Below are 17,389 nucleotides of genomic sequence, written 5' to 3' on the forward strand. Positions count from 1 at the left end.
TGCTCAGTCTTTCTGTTCAAGGCCGGCGATGGCGGCCAGCACTTCGGTCACGATGATCTCCTTGCGGACATCGCGGGATTCGATGGTCAGATCCGCTTCCGCATAGATCGGATAACGTTTCTCCATCAGAGCCGCCAGCGTGGCCTTGGGGTTTTCGGTCTTGAGAAGCGGGCGATGATCGCGCTTGTTGACCCTTTCCCACAAAACCTCGATATCGGCCTTCAGCCACAGCGACACACTGCCGCGCGTGATGTGCCGGCGGGTATTGTCGTTGATGAAGGCGCCGCCGCCGGTAGAAATGACCTTGGGGCCACCGCGCAGCAGCCGCTTGACGACCCGCGTTTCCAGCGCCCGGAACTCCTCCTCGCCATAGGTGGCGAAAAGTTCGGCTATCGTCATGCGGGAAACACGCTCGATTTCGACATCCGTGTCGATGAAGGAGACCTTGAGCTGCTGGGCGACCATGCGACCGATCGCGGACTTTCCAGCCCCCATCAGTCCGACAAAGACGACGTTGCGGCCGGCGAGCTTGGCCCGCGCTTGCTCCCCGAGTGTGACCGGGACAGATAAATTCTTTTCATTCATAAAATTGAAAGCCCGTTTGGCATGGATATCTGCAAATGTTTACGAAGCGTCAAGCCAAATTGCTGACTGAATTGCGTTGAATTACATTCATCGCCGCATGCGGCAGCAGCGGACTACCGCTTTTTGATCTTGTCGCCGCTTTCGCTGCACCGCATATACATTCAGACTGCCACCCTCACGGAGCCGCCATGCCAACCCTCTTCCGCTTCACGATGATACTGGCAACCATCGCGGGGCTGATCTATGGCGGCATGGTGCTGCTGGTCATGTTCGTCAAGCCCAATGATCGCGAGGTGACGGTGCGCATTCCTTCCGAGCGGCTGAACCCGCCGTCGGCGGAGCCGGCAAGGCGCACCCCATGAGTAGCAAAGAGATGAGCGGGCGGGACGGCGCGCGACTCGAAAGTTTTCTGGAAATGATGAGCGCCGAACGGGGTGCCGCCGCCAATACGCTCTCTTCTTACGAACGCGACCTTTCCGATCTGCGTGAATTTCTCGGTGGCCGAGGCCAATCCTTGATGGAAGCCGCAACGGCAGACCTGTCGGCCTATCTGACCCATCTTTCCACTCAGGGCTTTGCAGCCACGTCGCAGGCAAGACGCCTGTCTTCCATGCGGCAATTCTACCGGTTCCTCTATTCTGAAGGACTTCGCGGCGACGACCCGACCGGTACCATCGATGCGCCCAAGAAGGGCCTCACCCTGCCCAAGACGATGAGCGTCGCGGACGTGACAAAACTTCTTGGCATCGCTGCTGAAGAGGCCGCCTTAACCGGCCCCGGCCAGCTTGCCCGCATCCGCATGCATCTCCTGCTCGAACTTCTCTACGCGACCGGCATGCGCGTCAGCGAACTCGTTTCGCTGCCGGTCAAGGTTTTGCGCCAGGAGGGACGCTTCCTGATGATCCGCGGCAAGGGCAACAAGGACCGTATGGTGCTGCTGTCTCGCGCGGCCATCGAGGCGATGGAAAAATACGACGCGGCCAGGAAGTCGCTCGTACCTGAGAAAAGCAGGACGCCCGCGTCCCCCAAAAAGGCTGACAGTCCGGAAAGTCCGTGGCTGTTTCCTTCAAACAGCAAGGAAGGTCATCTGCCGCGACAGGTTTTTGCCCGCGACCTGAAGGACATTGCCATTCGAGCGGGCCTCAATCCCTCGGCGGTGTCACCGCATGTCCTACGCCACGCCTTTGCCAGCCACCTTCTGCAGAACGGCGCCGACCTGCGCGCCGTGCAGGAACTGCTCGGCCATTCCGACATTTCCACGACACAAATCTATACACATGTGCTGGAAGAACGCCTGCAAGAGCTGGTACAAACACATCACCCCCTTGCCAAACAGGGCAAAAACCTTGATTAGAGCGACCGGAACCGCCGGATAATCCGGCTCAAACCTTGCGCAAAACGATCGGAAACGGATCTCATGCACAATTATCTCGACTTCGAAAAACCTATCTCGGACCTTGAAGGCAAGATCATCGAGCTGAAGAAGCTTGCCGATGAAGACGAGAGCATAGACACCTCGGAGGAGATCAATCGCCTGGAATCACGCGTCAATGACGCGATGCAGGATATCTATTCCAAGCTGAACGCCTGGCAGAAAACGCAGGTCGCGCGCCATCCGCAGCGCCCGCATTTCGTCGATTACGCCAAGGCGCTGTTCACGGATTTCACGCCGCTTGCAGGCGACCGCAAATTTTCCGAAGACGCTGCCATTCAGGCAGGCCTTGCCCGCTTTAATGGCCAGCCCGTCGCCATTATCGGCCAGGAAAAGGGCAATGACACCAAAAGCCGCCTGAAGCACAATTTCGGAAGCCCGCGCCCGGAAGGTTACCGCAAGGCGATCCGCGTGCTGGAACTGGCTGACCGCTTCTCGCTGCCGGTCGTGACCCTCATCGATACCGCTGGTGCCTATCCCGGTGTCGGCGCAGAAGAGCGCGGTCAGGCAGAAGCCATCGCCCGCTCGACCGAAATGTGCCTCAACGTCAAGGTGCCGATCGTCTCCGTCGTCATCGGCGAAGGCGGCTCGGGCGGCGCAATCGCGATCGCCACGGGCAACCGTGTCTACATGCTCGAACATGCGATCTATTCGGTGATTTCGCCGGAAGGTGCCGCTTCCATTCTCTGGCGCGATTCGACCCGCGCCAAGGAAGCCGCAACCAACATGAAAATCACCTCGGAAGATCTGAAGTCGCTTGGCGTCATCGACGGCATCATTCCCGAGCCGATGGGCGGCGCGCATCGTGATCCGGCGGCCGTGATTGGTGCCACCGGCGACGTTATCGCCAAGGCGCTCGCCGATCTTTCGCAGCGTTCGGGCACGCAGCTGCGCGCCGAACGCCGCCAGAAATTCCTGGATATCGGCAGAAACCTTTAGAGCGTTTCCAGTAAAAGTGCGCAGCGGTTTACGTCCGGAAAATGCGCAAAAAGAGGGAGTTAGATTTTTTTGGTGGATCGAAGAAAAGCCAAAACAATCTAGCTCCAGCCTTATTTTCCTTGAATCTCGCCCCAACTCGGCCATAGTCCGGTCACATCAACAGATGTATCGGCGGCCGCAGGGGCGGGTCCGATTTGAGTTAAGAAGATGTAAACGGTTAATACCGTATTTAAAATACACGCGGGACGGTGTAGAACTCCGTCGCCCGTGCCATCGTCTTTCGGATCAGATCATGCGTTTGACACATTTTGCACTTCTCGCCTGCACCGCGCTCATTCTCAGCGGCTGCAACGATACGCTCGAAACCGTCGAACGCGACGTCTCTCACGTTAAAAACAAGGTTGATTACCCGCTTTCTCCGTCCATTCTTGCCGAGATTGACAAGAAGAACATGGATCGCACCTCGCCGATCATGATCCGCATCTTCAAGGAAGAAGGCGCGTTGGAAATCTGGAAGGCCAAGCGCGACAACCGCTTCGACAAGATTGCCGAATACCAGATTTGCGCCTGGTCCGGCAAACTCGGCCCCAAGGTGAAAGAGGGCGACCGGCAGGCGCCGGAAGGTTTCTACAACCTGACGCCCGCGCACCTCAATCCCAACTCTAAATATTACCTTGCCATCAACACCGGCTTTCCGAACCGCTACGATGCCGCCAACGGCCGCAACGGCACCAACCTGATGATCCATGGCGCCTGCTCGTCATCCGGCTGCTATTCGATGACGGACGCGCAGATCCTTGAAATCTACGGTTTCGCCCGCGACGCCTTCAAGGGTGGCCAGAAGACCGTTCAGCTGCAGGCCTTTCCCTTCCGTATGACCGCGGAAAACATGGCCCGCCACCGCCAGAGCGAACATCTCAATTTCTGGAAGATGCTGAAGGTCGGTTACGACAATTTCGAAGTCACGAAACGCCCGCCAGAAGTGAATGTCTGCGAGAAGAAATATGTCTTCAACCAGCAGACCGAAGGCGGCACGTTCAACGCATCTGCGCAATGCCCCGCCATGAGCACGCCGCCGGCACTGGTGAGCGCGCTTTCGAGCTACGAAAAGACCTATGATCTCGCCTATGAAAAGGCGATGAAGAAATATGACGGGATGGCCTGGTACGACCCGAGCGAGGCGGAGCGCAAAGCGCTGGTTGCCGAAAAGCGCAAGGGCCGCGAACCCGCTTATGCTCCGACCGGCTCAGCGCTGAAGGCCGGCAAGCTGATGAAGGAAACGGAATATGCCGCGCTGATGGAGAAGAAGGCGCAGCAGGTGACCTCGTCTTCGCCGGCGACCACCGCAACCGCGTCTTCTCTGCGGACCCCGCATCCTTCGGCAACCCAGCCCGCAGCTCCGCAATCGAACCCTGCCCCGGCGGCCCCGACAATGGTTGCCGCTGCTACGCCTGCGGCTTCGGGGCCCGGTCAGAACGGAACTGCCGCCCAGGTCCCTGTGCCGGCCATGAACCCGCTCGCTTTTTCCGCAGCACCGCCAGTGGAAGCGCCGGAAAAGAAGCCGTTCTGGAAGTTCTGGGCCAAGGAATGACCGACACGGCTGACATAGTTTTCGACTTGAGGGGGCTTAAATGCCCCCTTCCGGTTTTAAGAAGCCGTAAAAAACTCGCTGGCCTGCAAGCGGGCGATGTTCTTGTTGTAGAGACGACCGACCCGCTGGCGGTTATCGATATTGCCCATATGTGCAACCAGGATGGGCATAGCCTGGTTGAAACTACGACGTTGACCAAAGGACACCGATTCAGGATCGTGAAGGGAGCGTAATTACCCTCGCTGCCGAGAATACTCCACTCGATCTCCCCCTCGAGTGTGAGATACTCGACAAGGTAAAGGGGTGCCCCGCCCGCGGGTTTCAACCACCGTTTTGCGACCTAAAACCTCAACCCCGAAACCGCCAGCGGATTGTCCGTCATCGCCTGCCTGTCCGGACGGTCGATGCCCGGCGTGCCGGTGAACGCAGCAAACAGGTCCTGCACGAACGCCTCCGGCAAATCCTTGGTAATCAGCACCATGCGCGTGCGCTGGTCAGACGGGTCCGGCCATGCCGCGAGGCGCTCGGGTGTGTGGAAAATGTTCTGTACCCCGTGCAGCACAAGGGGTCGGTCCGGATTGTCCGACAGCTTGACGACGGCCTTCATCCGCAACAACTTTTCCCCATGCGCCGAACGCAGCAAGTCCACGAACATGTCGATCGCCATCGGGGCTATCGGCTGGTCGTGAATGATCGAGAAGGAACGGATCGACGCGTCGTGCCGGTTCACATCGTGGTGGTGATGGTGGCCATCGTGGTCGCCATGATGGTGGTGGTCATGATCGTGGTCGTGGTCGTGGTGATCGTGTTCCGCCTCTTCCCCCAGCCAGCGGCCGACATCGGCATTTTTGCTGCCGGGATCGTAAAGACCGTTATCCAGCAGTGCGGCAGCACTCCAGTCGGCCCGGTCACCATCCTCGATCGTCGCGCGCGGGTTTAGCGCCTGAAGGCGGGCCGTCAGCGTGGAAATTGTGGAAGCATCAGCAAGCGCGCGCTTCGTCATCACCAGCCGGTCGGCCACCGCCGCCTGCTTCACCGCTTCCTCGTGATTATCGAGTGTGGACAGGCCGTTCACGGCATCCACAACCGTAATGATGCCGTTCAGAACGAAATTCTGCGCAATCACCGGGTTGCCCATGACAGACTGCATGACGGGAGCGGGATCAGCAAGACCAGTGGTTTCGATCACGACACGCTTCACCGGCTTCAGCTTGCCGGTCTGGATGCCGTCCATCAGTTCCGCCAGAGTATCCACCAGCTCGCCGCGAACGGTGCAGCAAAGGCAGCCTTCCGCCAGTTCGATGATGCCCTCGCCTGCACTTTCAACCAGCATATGGTCGATGCTGACATCGCCGAATTCATTGATGATGATCGCGGCGTCGCTCATATCGGGGTCTTTGAGAAGCCGGTTGAGCAGCGTCGATTTTCCGGCGCCGAGAAATCCGGTGATGATGGAAACCGGTATGCGATCGCGAGACATGTCTTGCCTGTATGTTGATGGCCGCTCCGGCAGATCGTTGGACGAGATTAGATCCGGAACCGCGCAGTAATCACAAAAAATCGCCCGGGGCCTGAAGGCCACGAGCGACACTGTAATATCATAACAAACCGAAGCTGCGAATACACATTCCGCGCAGCGTTCAGGCTTCGCGCGCGCCCTCATCCATAAAGAGTGCGGTTAGGCGAAATCAGAATGTCGGACGCGGGATGGGAATCGGCACGTTGGCCACTTGTCCCTTGGCGCTTGCACCCTTGGCGGTGTTGACCGCCACCGTCTCACTGCCGGGAATGAGACCCGCGAAAGAATATTCCGGCGGACGGGTCATTTCCGTAACGTAGGGCGAATGGATGACCATGCGGCCGGTCTCGTCGCGGCTTTCGCTGCGCACCTTGGCTGCCTTCGGATTGCAGATTTCGGCACTGATGTCGTTTACCTCGGCGGTATCGCCATAGGGTGCCAGCGAGGCGAGTGAAACGCCTTGGCCCGAGGGCGCCGTCAGTCCCATCTGCAGCAGATCAGCGGACTGGTCGGTTCGCCCGGCAAGGCTATCTGCCCCCAGCACCACAGTTATGACCGAACGGCCGTTGCGCACGGCGGAGGACACCTGGTTGAAACCGGATGCGCAGATGAAGCCGGTCTTCATGCCATCTGCGCCATCAAAGCGGCCAACAAGCATATTGAAGTTGGCGTAGTCCTTCTTGCCGGTGGTGACACCTTCCAGCGAGAAATAATGGGCATATTCCGGGAATTCCCGCTTGATGATCAACGCCAGAAGCGCAAGGTCACGCGCCGTCGTATATTGGCCCTTGCCGGGCAGGCCGTTGGCGTTGATGTAACGGGTGGAGCTCATGCCCAGCCGCTGTGCCTGCGCATTCATCTGCGCCACGAAATTATCGCTGGTGCCGCCGATGGTTTCGGCAATCGCCACGGCGATATCATTGGCGGATTTGATGAGCAGCAGCTTCAGCGCGCTGTCCATCGTCAGTTTCTGGCCGGGCTTGAAATACATTTTCGAGGCCGGCTGGTCGGCGGCCTTCTTGCTCATCACCACTTCCGTCTGCGGGCTGAGCTTGCCGGCCTTCATCTGCGAAAAGGCGATATAGGCGGTCATCAGCTTGGTCAGCGAGGCCGGATACCACTTGCGGAACGCTTCCTGGTGGGAAATCACCTTGCCGGTTTTGACATCCACCACCATTTTCGGATTGGCATTCGCCACGGGTGCAGCGGCAACAAGGCCGGCGGTCATGATGGCAATGGCTGCGGAGAGCCGCCGGGCGGCGTTTGGCGATTTAAGATTCTGTGGCAAGGCTTATCCTCGAATTCCCGTCTTCAGTCAGGGAATGGCAATATTCACCATATATGTCCTAGCAATGGCAAAGTACATTGATTACGTCAATTATGCGGCGCACTATCCACCGCGGAGGATAGGCTTTTACGCCATGCCGCACCGATGAACCCAGGAATGAACGAATGCCGATTTTGAACAGAGCCGCCGAACTTCAGCAGGAAGTCAGCGAATGGCGGCGTCACCTGCATGAAAATCCCGAGATTTTGTATGATGTCGACAACACCGCAGCTTTCGTTGCGGACAAGCTGAAATCTTTCGGCGTTGACGAAATCGTGACCGGTCTTGGCCGCACGGGCGTGGTCGGCATCATCAGAGGCAATATTCCGGGCAATCGCACCATCGGCTTTAGGGCGGATATGGATGCTCTTCCCATCCTTGAGGAAACCGGCAAACCCTGGGCTTCCAAAACCGCAGGCGCCATGCATGCCTGCGGCCACGACGGCCACACCGCCATGCTGCTTGGCGCCGCCAAATATCTCGCGGAAACCCGCAATTTCACCGGGTCCATCGCGGTCATCTTCCAGCCCGCCGAAGAAGGCGGCGCGGGTGCGCTCGCCATGGTCGAGGACGGCCTGATGGAGCGGTTCGGCATCGATGAGGTCTACGGCATGCACAATATGCCGGGTATTCCGCTCGGCTCGTTCGCCATCCGCAAGGGCGGTATCATGGCGGCACCGGACAAGTTCTCGATCACTGTCAAAGGTCGTGGCGGCCATGCAGCCCAGCCGCACCGCACGATCGACCCGATCACCATCGGTGCACAGATCGTCGGCAATCTGCAGATGATCGCCTCGCGCAATGCAGATCCGATCCGATCCGTGGTCGTGTCCGTCACCCGCTTTCATGCCGGCTCGAGCCACAACATCATTCCCAACGACGCGTTGATTGCCGGCACGGTGCGTAGTCTGGACGAGACGGTGCGTGATCTCGCGCAGGATCGCATCAAGCAGATGGCGGAAGGCATAGCGCTAGCAAATGGAGCGGAAGCCGAGGTCGTCTATGAGCGTTATTGCCCGGTGACCTTCAACCATGCGGACGAGACCGACCACGCCATCCGCGTCGCCCGCGATGTAGCTGGTGAAAAGAACGTCGACCCCGATGTCGACCCTTCCATGGCGGGCGAGGATTTTTCCTTCATGTTGAAGGAAAGGCCGGGTGCCTTCATCTTCATCGGCAACGGCGATTCGGCCGGCCTTCACAACCCTGGATACGATTTCAACGACGACGCCATCGCCTACGGCATTTCCTATTGGGTGAAACTTGCCGAGCAACGCCTGACGAACTGACTGCCGGGACGCAAAGAAAGCAGAGGAACAGATCGACCGCGATAAAGAACGCGGTTGATCCGCCGGCTACGGCAGGTTAAAGAGCAATTCAGTGTCCACGTAGCTCAGCAGGATAGAGCACAGGATTCCTAAGACAAATTGGGGGTTGCGCCCGGAAACGACGCAATCGATCTGCTCAAAGTCGGGGAAAGCTTCGCTGGTCTTCCAGCATGCCAATCCCGAGCCAAGCTCCGGAGAAATCCGGTGAAGGTGTAGAGACTGGATGGGCAGCACCTAAAAGCCGAAAGGCTCATGGTGAAGGGACAGTCCAGACCACGAACGTCCTATCCAATGGAGATGGGCGGCGGCTAAAGCCGAAGTGGTATGAATCCTGGGGTCGGAGGTTCGAATCCTCTCGTGGACACCATTTTCCTGTAAATTCAGTTTAAAACAATAATATAGAAAAGAGCGGAATGTCGTGAGCCGCTTCACTGCTCGCCATGCGGCTCTAGTCCTAGACAAACATAATAGCTGTCCCGTTTCGGTCAGCGTGCACACCGGTATTTTCGAACGGCGACCGCATCGATTGGTCACGTTCGTTTTACCAATTAGCTCCGGTCTTTTGCGCGTTTGATCGCAAACACATCTCGTGCATCCACAAACAGCACCTATCTAAGATGCTCACACCCGATGAAGGAGACAGAATGATCAACGAATATGGCCCATACGTACAGATGGGAACGCTTGCAGAGCAGATGGCCACCCGATACCGGATGGACCCAAATCTCGCACTGGAACCGCACCTGTTGCACTATATGGAAGAAGTCGAGGTAAATATCGCCGCCGACAGCTTCGATCATGTTGGGTTCATGGACAAGATCCGCAGCCGGCTGGAAATGACACTGGAGAAGACCGTCGACCCTCGATGCCGAGAATTCCTGCATGCGGTTGTGGCCGCACTTCAGGAGCGTATCGATCGTCATTCACTCGACGTTGCGTGATCGCCGTTCCTCCTTCCACGTTGCGTCAGGTCTCTGCAAATGAACTTCTCTGACGCGGGCAAGAAGCTGCCTGCGACGCGGCGTTCAGCCGCGTGGTGCGCAAGCCGTCAAAAATTCACTCGATGAAAACGCGCACGCTCGAAGCGCGGCCATCGGCGTCGATCACGGTCAGCGTTGAAAACCCCTGCCCTTCCGGTCGCCATTCGCTGTTGCGGCGGAGCGAAGCATCCGGGAGAGGCCTGCCGTTGGCGAGCCAGCGGAAGGGCGCGCGGCCGCCTTGCAGCTTCAGCACTAGCGGCGAAATGCCTGACTGGCTGGAGAGCTCCACCCTAGCCCCTTCCGGTGGATAGACGATGCGCGGCGCGCTTTCGCGCCTTGAGGCCGAAAGCAGGCCGCTTGCGGTCAATGTGAAACGCCGCTGGTTGGCGGGAAGGTCACTCACGGCCACCCGCGCGACGCCAGAAGGTGCAGCAGGCATTGGCGTGATAGCTATGCCGGATTTCTCGAAAGCCTCGAAGAGGATCGGGGCTGCCGTCGCATAACCGGCAATGCCCGGGACGGCGCCGTTATCGGCACGACCGACCCACACGCCGATGACATGCCGCCCGTCATAACCTACCGACCAGGCATCACGGTAACCGTAGCTAGTGCCGGTCTTATAGGCGATGCCGCGCTGCTTCATGCCGAGTGGCGGCAGCACACCGGACAGAATGTCGGAGACGTTCCAGATCGCAGCGTCGGCAAACAGCCGATCTCCGGCAAGCCGTTGCGGCGCGGAGCGCACACCGTCCCCCAGCCGCACAGGGTCGCCGCCGCCGGCAAGGCCCGCATAAAGCTGCACCAGATCAACCAGCGAAATACCAGCACCTCCTAGCGCAATGGCAAGCCCCGGCGCCTCGGTGGTGGGAAGCACGAGCTTCACGCCCACGCGGCGGAAACGCACCATCAGCGCAGACGGACTGACAGCATCCAGAAGCTTTACGGCGGGCACATTGAGCGACAGTTGCAGTGCCTGCCTGATGCTGACATCACCCTGATAATGCATATCGAAATTACGCGGGCGGTAACCGGAAAAATCCGCCGGGCGATCCTCGATGATGGTTTCCTGCCCGATGAGACCATTTTCAAAGGCAAGGCCATAGATGAACGGCTTGAGGGTGGAGCCCGGCGAGCGCACGGCGCGGCTCATCTCCACGAAACCGCGCCTTGCAGTATCGAGATAATCCGCGGAACCAACTTCAGCCACAATATCACCGGTCTGCGCGTCGGCCATGACGATGGCGACGGAGACCTTTTCTGTCAGCTTTTCCGCTGCATGGCGGGCAACGGCTTCCAGTTCCCGCTGGATCGGCAATCTGAGCGTCGAGTGCGCCTCGGTGGCATTGGGAAACTTCACGCGTGCGGCAGCCGCCATATGCGGTGCATAGGCCGGCAGATCACGCCGGTTGGCGGGAACGGCTGCAAGGGTGGCCCGCTCTGCTTCCCCTTCACCCACCACGCGTTCTACGGCAAGGCGCTGCAAAACCCTCTCCCGCGCCTGCCTTGCCGCATCCGGAAAGCGGTCCGGTCGGCGTTTCTCCGGCAATTGCGGCAGCGCAACCAGAAGAGCCGCCTCCGCCGTGTCGAGCCGGGCGGGCTCCTTGCCAAACCAGGCGAGGCTTGCGGCACGAACACCCTCAAGATTGCCGCCATAAGGCGCGATATTCAGATAAAGATCGAGGATTTCCGCCTTGTCGAGCCGTCTTTCGATCTGGAGCGCTCGCAATCCCTGCAGAAATTTCGCCGAAAACGACCGGTCGGTGCGCGGTTCGATCAGCCGCGCCACCTGCATGGAAAGCGTCGAGGCGCCGGAGACGATCCGGCCGTTGCTTGCCAATTGCCAGGCGGAGCGCAGCAGCGCCCAAGGGTCAATGCCGTGATGGTCGTAAAAACGCTGGTCCTCATAAGCGATCAGCATGCGCAGGAACTGCGGATCGACTTCTGCAGCGCTGGTTTTCAGCCGCCAGCGGCCATCAGGTGTCGCAAATGCGCGCAGCAACCGCCCGTCTCTATCCAGCACCTCGAAGGACCGCTGCTGCGCAGCCTCCAGCGGTGGCGGATAGGCCCTGTCCAGCGCATCGAGACCGAAGGCAGCACCGCCTACAAGCAGAGCGGCCGACACGATGCCGACGATGATCGCCTTTTTTCGCCTCATGGGGTTGCCGAACGCACCTCCATGCGGCCCGTTGCCGTGCGGGCGGAAAATTGCGGCCGGTACATATCCTCGACCGAGGCCGCCGGATGATCATAAGTGCCCGGGGTGACGGCCCGGACCACATAGGCCAGCGTGATTTCCGAGCTGTCGCCAGCCGTGCGGTCGAAGGCCGCAACGAACCGGTCGTAGCGGAATTCGGTATGCGCAGCTTCGGTTTCCGGCAACCAGTCGAAATTCGAAAGGGCGGCAGAATTGACGAGGCTCGGATTGTCGATCTCGAAACCGGAAGGCAGAAGGTCAGTCACGAGAATGCGTGCTTGCCAGTCATTTTTAGGAGTGACATTCAGCACCGCCACGTAACGCTCGTTCTGCACCACCTCGCTCGCGTTCACCTCCTCGCCATCCATGGAATAATAGGTACGGGTAATGGTGAACCCCTCGCCACCGGCGGCAAGCGGTTGTGCCGGGGGCGCGACCGTGGTGACCACCGCCGTGACCGGATCAGCCGACGCGTTGGCGATCTTCAAGGGTGCCGCCAGCAATTCGTCGCCGGTCATCCGCTTGCCGAAACCACCGGTCTGCAAATCGCCGTTCACATCAAGACGGATATCCTTGTCCTCACCTTTGACGGCGCGGGCGGCAAGCAGCATCCATGCCTGTTCCTGGGTGCTGGTATAGGGTTTCTTTTCCCATTCCTTCGCCACGGCACCTGCAAGTTGCGGCACGACGGCAGGAACCGGACGGCTTTCCGCCGCAAGCGCCAGCGTCGCTGCGCCATCACGCAGGGCGGAACCGTAATCCGCCCTTGCGAAGCTAACCTTGGTGGCACGGCTCGCCATATCGAGCGAGGCACCGAACACAGTCTTCGCGCGTGCCTGATCTCCATAAAGCGAAAGGGCTGCGGCAACCTGCGCCTTGGCAAGCGGTGTGGGGAAATCGGCAAGCGCCGTATCCGCATAATATCTGAGATCGTTGATCGCCGCCTTGCGGTTGCGCGCCAGAACGTAAAGCGAATAGGCGATCTCGTTGCCGCGATCCTTGACGTTGCTATCGTAGGAAAGACCGTTTTGCAGGTTGCTCAAAGCCTGCACCATCGCCTGTTCGGGAACATCGTAACCCTGCTCGCGCGCACGGGTCAGGAAGTCGCTGATATAGGCATCCAGCCACAGATCTCCGTAACCGGGAGACCAGAGGCCGAAACTGCCGGAACTCGACTGGAAGGACAGCACCCGGTAGATCGCCTCCTGCACGCGGCGGCGGGTATCCGGGTCCTCGGCAATGCCGCTATCCTTGGTCATTTCCGAGAGATAAAGCAGCGGCAAAGCGCGGCTCGTCGTCTGCTCGGCGCAGCCGTAAGGATATTTGTCGAGCATCATCACCAGCGCCGGAATATCGAAGGCTGGCGAGCGTGTGACGTTGACGGCGACGGACGAACCGAGAAGCATGCTATCGGCCAGAAGGTCGCCATTGATCGTCAGGCTGCTATTGGGCGCGATCTTGATTTCACGCCGCGTCGTGACCGGCAGAACGGCTGGACGCACGGGAACATTCAATACCTGCTCCAGCGAAAGACCGGCGGCATTGGAGACCTTGATGGTGATTGCGCCATTGCCCGGCTGTTCGCCTGTCAACGGCACGGTCAGCGACGACTTCCCGCCCTTTTGCAGTGCCAGGGTCTGCGACATCTCACCCTGATCGACCGTAAGTGCCGTGTTGCTGGTCACATCCAGCCGGTAGTCGCCGGCCTCACCATCGGTATTGGCGATATCGAGCCGCAATTGCGAGACATCGCCGGGCGCGAGGAACTTCGGTGCACTGGCCGTCACCACCACGGGATCTCGAATGACGGCATCGGAGACCGCATGTCCCACGCCCGTCTTCGTCCAGGCGACAGCCATGATGCGGGCCGTGCCGTTGAACTGAGGAATATCGAAGCTCACCGTCGCCTTGCCGTCTGCGTCAAGTTCGACAGGTCCCGAGAAGAAGGCCACGAGCTTTTCGGTGGGCGGGCTGCCCTGCAGTGCTGCGCCCCCGCCATCACCGCCCGTTCTCAGGCGACCGGTGGCGCCAAGCGAACCGTCGATCAGGCGGCCATAGAGGTCGCGGATTTCCAGCCCCAGCCGTCGCTGACCGAAATACCATTCATCCGGCTTCGGCGGTTCATAGCGGGTGAGGTTCAATATGCCGACATCCACAGCCGCGACGATGACATAGGCCTTTTCGCCCACGCCCGCGCCGGCGACACTGATCGGAATTTCAAGCGGCTGACGCGGCAGCGTCTTCTGCGGCGCGCCTAGCGTTACCGCAAGCTTGCGCTCGGCGGGATCGACGGCAAGCCACTTGATGCCTATGGCGCGCATCGGCATGCGGCTTTCCCGCGCATCGCCCGGACGGAACAGCGTGGCCGTCACATACGCCCCCGCGCCCCATTCCTCGGTAACGGGAATGTCGATCTCGCCGCCATCCTCACCGATCTCAGCATTCTGCACGGAAATCAGCTTTTCCGAACCTGACGTGACCATCAGCTGACCGGCAAAACGCGACGATACCTTGAGTTTTGCGGTATCGCCGATCTTGTAGTTTTGTTTGTCCAGCGCGATTTCCAGCGCATCCGGCGTCTCTGTCGAGCTTGCCTCGACGTAGAAACCAGCATCGAATTCGACGCTCGAAACCGGTGCGCCATTGCCGGCACCTTCCACTTCCAGCCTGTAGCGGCCCCAGGTGACAGGCACGGAAATCTCACCGCCATTGGCATCGACGGAAACCGTGCCGGTTTCGGTCTGTTTGGTATATTCCACCGGTTCGTACCGCCAGGAGTTACCCTGACGATACCATTGATAGTTTCGCTCTACCTTGATGAGCTTCCAGCTGAGGCCACTCATCGCCTGTTTCGCGCCATCAGCTGTCACGCCGATAATGTGGAAACGGCCAACGGAATTCTGGGCGAGATCACCCGAAAACTGCGGTTTGATGCCGATGACAGGTGCTTGCGCCTTCACCGGCAGCGTCAGAGATCGTTCGACGGCGCGGCCACCGGCCTCGCGCATCCGAACAGTGATGTTGGCGGAAAGCAGCTGCGTGGTGGAAGGCAAATCCGTCAGATCGACATTGAAGCTTGCCTTGCCTTCTTCGTCCAGCGCCGGCAGATCGGCAAGCGCGGTGCGATTTTCCTCTTCGCTTTCCTCATCGGCCAGACCGAAGAAATAACCCTCGAAGTCGGTACTCGTGCGGGTCGGCTTGACGGCGACCTCGCCTTCCAGCGTCAGGCCGGCTGCGGGCGCGCCGTAGAGATAACGGCCATCGACGTCGATTGCCGTTTCCGCACCCGGCTCGATCTGTTTCACCTTGCTGGAAAGATCAAATTCGGTGCGATCAGGCACGAAATCATCGACCAGAAAGCTCTTTTCGCTGATCGCAGCCGTTTTCGGATCGGTATGAATGCGCAGCGTCCAGGTGCCGCGCATGGCATTCGCCTGCAAGGGCAGATCGACCGCATGGCCGCCGAGCGCCTTGCCGTCACTCACGAAACGCCGGTCCTCGACGCCATCAGGACGCGAGAAGATAAAGGTCAGCGGCAGATCCTCGATCGCCTTGCCGTCAACATCACGGGCCAGCGCTGCCGCGTGCACGGTCTCGCCGGCGCGGTAGATGCCGCGCTCTGTCCAGCTGAACACGTCGATGGCGCCGGGGGCCGCGCGGCCAGTCACGCCACGGTCGGAAAGATCGAAACCGGCGCGCGTCATGTCCAGAAAGACGTAGTCCTTGTCGCCGTTGCGCGCTGTGAGGATGGCGGGCGCCTGCGCCGCTGTGCCACGCATCAGGCCTGCCGAAAATACTGCCCTGCCGTCTGCATCCGTCTTTGCCGTGCCGAGCACTTCGTTGTTCTTGGCGAGCAATTGCAAATCCACCCCGCCAAGCGGTGCGGCGCTGCCGAGTGAGCGCACGAATACGTTCAGGCCATCGGTGCCGGCATAGGTGGTGATGCCCGTATCGGAAACGAGGAACCACTGTGTGGCGCGCGAATCCCATGTCTCCGGTGCGGTGCCGGGCGGTACGGCGGTCAGCACATAGATGCCGGGCTTCCGCTCTGGCAAGGCTTCGTCCACCGGGAAGCTCGTCACTACGTCCTTGTTGAGATCCGGCTGAATGTCTATCGAACCCTGCCAGACCAGCTCGCCGATCTCGTTTTCAATACGGTCGGCGTTGTAACCGTCCATCTGCGTCAAAAACTGCGAGTTTGCCAAGACCGACGTGATGTTACGGTCGCCAACACGGTAAAGCTTCAGATCGGCCTTTTCGGCATTGACCGAAACGATGGGAATGCCGCGCCGCGCCGTGCCCGGCAGCACGAAGTTCTCGCCGGTGAAGCGGACACTCGCTGCACGGTCACGCACGTAGATATCGAGATCGACCTGCTTTTCCAGCGGTTCTTCCACCGAGGACGGCAGGCCGGCGCGGAACGCAATCTTGTAACGCTGACCATGGGTCAGCCCCTCGACGCAAATCTCACTGCCCTTCGACTCGATCGCCTTGGGTGCAGCACCATCCAATGTGACGAAAGAGGAATAATCGACACCGTTCTTCACCAGCGGTTCGGAAAACTGCACGCATGCGCGCGGGCTGACACTATCCGTATCAATCGTATTGTTGATGACGCGGAATCCCTGGCGCGTGCGCAGATCGGCATAGGCCGCCTTCGTCTGCGCATTATCGGAAAGTGTGAGGCTCTCCTTATAGGCATTAAGCGCCGCGCGATAATTCTGGGTCTTTTCGAAAGCCTGGGCCAGCCGGTTCAACGCCTCGGTGCGGGCACTGACCGTGCGGCTCAACTGATAGGCATTGATGGCAGCGGAAGCGGCCTGGCCCGCAATCGCGTAATTGTCGGTAACCTGCGCCGCCCTTTGCGAAAATTCGGCCCAGAGAGCACCGTCATCGGGCGAAATCGCAAGAGCCGCCTTGTAGGTTTCGATCGCGTCGGCTGCCGCCTGCTGCCTTGCCGTTTGCAGCAGGTTCTCCAGTCCCTGGCTCTCCTGCTCCGCGCTTGCCGCAAGGCCCGATTTCAGCCGGCGCGCTTCCTGCTGCAGGCTATCAGTCACGAAAGAAAGACGCTGCGGTGCACCGATATCGGCTTCAGCGACAACCTGCACGATCTTGCCGGCGACGGCACCGGGGAAGGCATTGAGCTGATTGAAATCCGATTTAAGGAAACACCATTGCACCTTGGGATTGTAGGTGAACGCCTTGCAGGCGGTATCGCCGACGCAAATCTCGCCGCACTGCTCAAGCGAGACATTCTGCTCGGTTCTGAGATCGAACCCGAAATAATCGCCATTTTTGGTGGTAACCACCTTGCGGGAAGGTTCCGCCGCCACAGCTGGAATAAAAGTAATGGCGGTTGAGACCGCAATCAACGAGATCCGGACGAGCGCGCGCAACGACATCAGTTTTCTCCCCGCAACAGACATGTCGGGCGGGACTCTGGTCAAATCCACGCACGGTTGTCAACGCATCATCGTCAATTTGCGACGTGACA

At 59.5% G+C, this 17,389-nt stretch carries 12 protein-coding genes; 7 read left to right on the forward strand and 5 right to left on the reverse strand.

Annotated elements, in window-relative coordinates:
- Window positions 1-3: 3 nt before the first annotated feature.
- The gene (locus tag ACQZ6D_RS11725) at window positions 4-585 is read right to left on the reverse strand and encodes a shikimate kinase (protein WP_003511357.1); all 582 of its coding nucleotides are present in this window, start codon (window positions 583-585) and stop codon (window positions 4-6) included.
- A gap of 188 nt (window positions 586-773) precedes the next feature.
- Between ACQZ6D_RS11725 and ACQZ6D_RS11730 the strand changes: the two genes are divergently transcribed.
- The 5 genes from ACQZ6D_RS11730 (at window position 774) to ACQZ6D_RS11750 (ending at window position 4,780) form a co-directional block, all read left to right on the forward strand.
- A complete protein-coding gene (locus ACQZ6D_RS11730; RefSeq protein WP_003511358.1) occupies window positions 774-947 on the forward strand; it encodes a hypothetical protein in 174 nt (57 codons plus the stop codon).
- An 11-nt stretch (window positions 948-958) separates the two neighbouring features.
- Window positions 959-1,939: a site-specific tyrosine recombinase XerD gene (xerD, locus tag ACQZ6D_RS11735; protein WP_003511359.1), complete on the forward strand. Its 981-nt coding sequence runs from the start codon at window positions 959-961 to the stop codon at window positions 1,937-1,939.
- A gap of 63 nt (window positions 1,940-2,002) precedes the next feature.
- Window positions 2,003-2,956 carry an acetyl-CoA carboxylase carboxyltransferase subunit alpha gene (locus ACQZ6D_RS11740; RefSeq protein ID WP_003511360.1) on the forward strand — a complete coding sequence of 318 codons (954 nt, stop codon included), beginning with the start codon at window positions 2,003-2,005 and terminating at the stop codon, window positions 2,954-2,956.
- A 292-nt stretch (window positions 2,957-3,248) separates the two neighbouring features.
- The gene (locus tag ACQZ6D_RS11745; RefSeq protein WP_111803397.1) at window positions 3,249-4,547 is read left to right on the forward strand and encodes a L,D-transpeptidase family protein; all 1,299 of its coding nucleotides are present in this window, start codon (window positions 3,249-3,251) and stop codon (window positions 4,545-4,547) included.
- The gene (locus ACQZ6D_RS11750; RefSeq protein WP_003511363.1) at window positions 4,544-4,780 is read left to right on the forward strand and encodes a sulfurtransferase TusA family protein; all 237 of its coding nucleotides are present in this window, start codon (window positions 4,544-4,546) and stop codon (window positions 4,778-4,780) included. Before ACQZ6D_RS11745 ends, ACQZ6D_RS11750 begins: the two co-directional genes overlap by 4 nt.
- A 107-nt stretch (window positions 4,781-4,887) precedes the next feature.
- Here ACQZ6D_RS11750 and ACQZ6D_RS11755 read toward each other — a convergent pair whose 3' ends face one another.
- Window positions 4,888-6,027 (reverse strand): CobW family GTP-binding protein, encoded by a 1,140-nt coding sequence (locus ACQZ6D_RS11755; protein WP_111803396.1) that lies wholly within the window; start codon window positions 6,025-6,027, stop codon window positions 4,888-4,890.
- A gap of 208 nt (window positions 6,028-6,235) precedes the next feature.
- Window positions 6,236-7,294 (reverse strand): D-alanyl-D-alanine carboxypeptidase family protein, encoded by a 1,059-nt coding sequence (locus tag ACQZ6D_RS11760; protein ID WP_051365542.1) that lies wholly within the window; start codon window positions 7,292-7,294, stop codon window positions 6,236-6,238.
- Window positions 7,295-7,518: 224 nt separating this feature from the next.
- Here ACQZ6D_RS11760 and ACQZ6D_RS11765 point away from each other — a divergent pair, with 224 nt between their 5' ends.
- Entirely contained in the window at window positions 7,519-8,682 is a 1,164-nt protein-coding gene (locus ACQZ6D_RS11765) for a M20 aminoacylase family protein (protein ID WP_019564885.1), read from the forward strand.
- Between the two features lie 683 nt (window positions 8,683-9,365).
- Window positions 9,366-9,662 carry a hypothetical protein gene (locus ACQZ6D_RS11770; protein ID WP_025595400.1) on the forward strand — a complete coding sequence of 99 codons (297 nt, stop codon included), beginning with the start codon at window positions 9,366-9,368 and terminating at the stop codon, window positions 9,660-9,662.
- A 115-nt stretch (window positions 9,663-9,777) separates the two neighbouring features.
- Here ACQZ6D_RS11770 and pbpC read toward each other — a convergent pair whose 3' ends face one another.
- Both pbpC and ACQZ6D_RS11780 read right to left on the reverse strand, forming a co-directional pair.
- Window positions 9,778-11,856, reverse strand: a complete 2,079-nt coding sequence (gene pbpC / locus ACQZ6D_RS11775; RefSeq protein WP_025595399.1) for a penicillin-binding protein 1C — start codon at window positions 11,854-11,856, stop codon at window positions 9,778-9,780.
- A complete protein-coding gene (locus tag ACQZ6D_RS11780; RefSeq protein ID WP_448729952.1) occupies window positions 11,853-17,297 on the reverse strand; it encodes an alpha-2-macroglobulin family protein in 5,445 nt (1,814 codons plus the stop codon). The genes pbpC and ACQZ6D_RS11780 overlap by 4 nt, the downstream gene beginning before the upstream one ends.
- Window positions 17,298-17,389: the final 92 nt, after the last annotated feature.

The sequence above is a fragment of the Agrobacterium sp. 22-3639C2 genome (assembly GCF_053522105.1).

Excerpts from the sequence above, each read along its gene's own strand:
- ACQZ6D_RS11725 (WP_003511357.1), bottom strand. The coding sequence starts at position 585 with ATGAATGAAAAGAATTTATCTGTCCCGGTCACACTCGGGGAGCAAGCG.
- ACQZ6D_RS11730 (WP_003511358.1), top strand. The coding sequence starts at position 774 with ATGCCAACCCTCTTCCGCTTCACGATGATACTGGCAACCATCGCGGGG.
- xerD (WP_003511359.1), top strand. The coding sequence starts at position 959 with ATGAGCGGGCGGGACGGCGCGCGACTCGAAAGTTTTCTGGAAATGATG.
- ACQZ6D_RS11740 (WP_003511360.1), top strand. The coding sequence starts at position 2,003 with ATGCACAATTATCTCGACTTCGAAAAACCTATCTCGGACCTTGAAGGC.
- ACQZ6D_RS11745 (WP_111803397.1), top strand. The coding sequence starts at position 3,249 with ATGCGTTTGACACATTTTGCACTTCTCGCCTGCACCGCGCTCATTCTC.
- ACQZ6D_RS11750 (WP_003511363.1), top strand. The coding sequence starts at position 4,544 with ATGACCGACACGGCTGACATAGTTTTCGACTTGAGGGGGCTTAAATGC.
- ACQZ6D_RS11755 (WP_111803396.1), bottom strand. The coding sequence starts at position 6,027 with ATGTCTCGCGATCGCATACCGGTTTCCATCATCACCGGATTTCTCGGC.
- ACQZ6D_RS11760 (WP_051365542.1), bottom strand. The coding sequence starts at position 7,294 with ATGACCGCCGGCCTTGTTGCCGCTGCACCCGTGGCGAATGCCAATCCG.
- ACQZ6D_RS11765 (WP_019564885.1), top strand. The coding sequence starts at position 7,519 with ATGCCGATTTTGAACAGAGCCGCCGAACTTCAGCAGGAAGTCAGCGAA.
- ACQZ6D_RS11770 (WP_025595400.1), top strand. The coding sequence starts at position 9,366 with ATGATCAACGAATATGGCCCATACGTACAGATGGGAACGCTTGCAGAG.
- pbpC (WP_025595399.1), bottom strand. The coding sequence starts at position 11,856 with ATGAGGCGAAAAAAGGCGATCATCGTCGGCATCGTGTCGGCCGCTCTG.
- ACQZ6D_RS11780 (WP_448729952.1), bottom strand. The coding sequence starts at position 17,297 with ATGTCGTTGCGCGCGCTCGTCCGGATCTCGTTGATTGCGGTCTCAACC.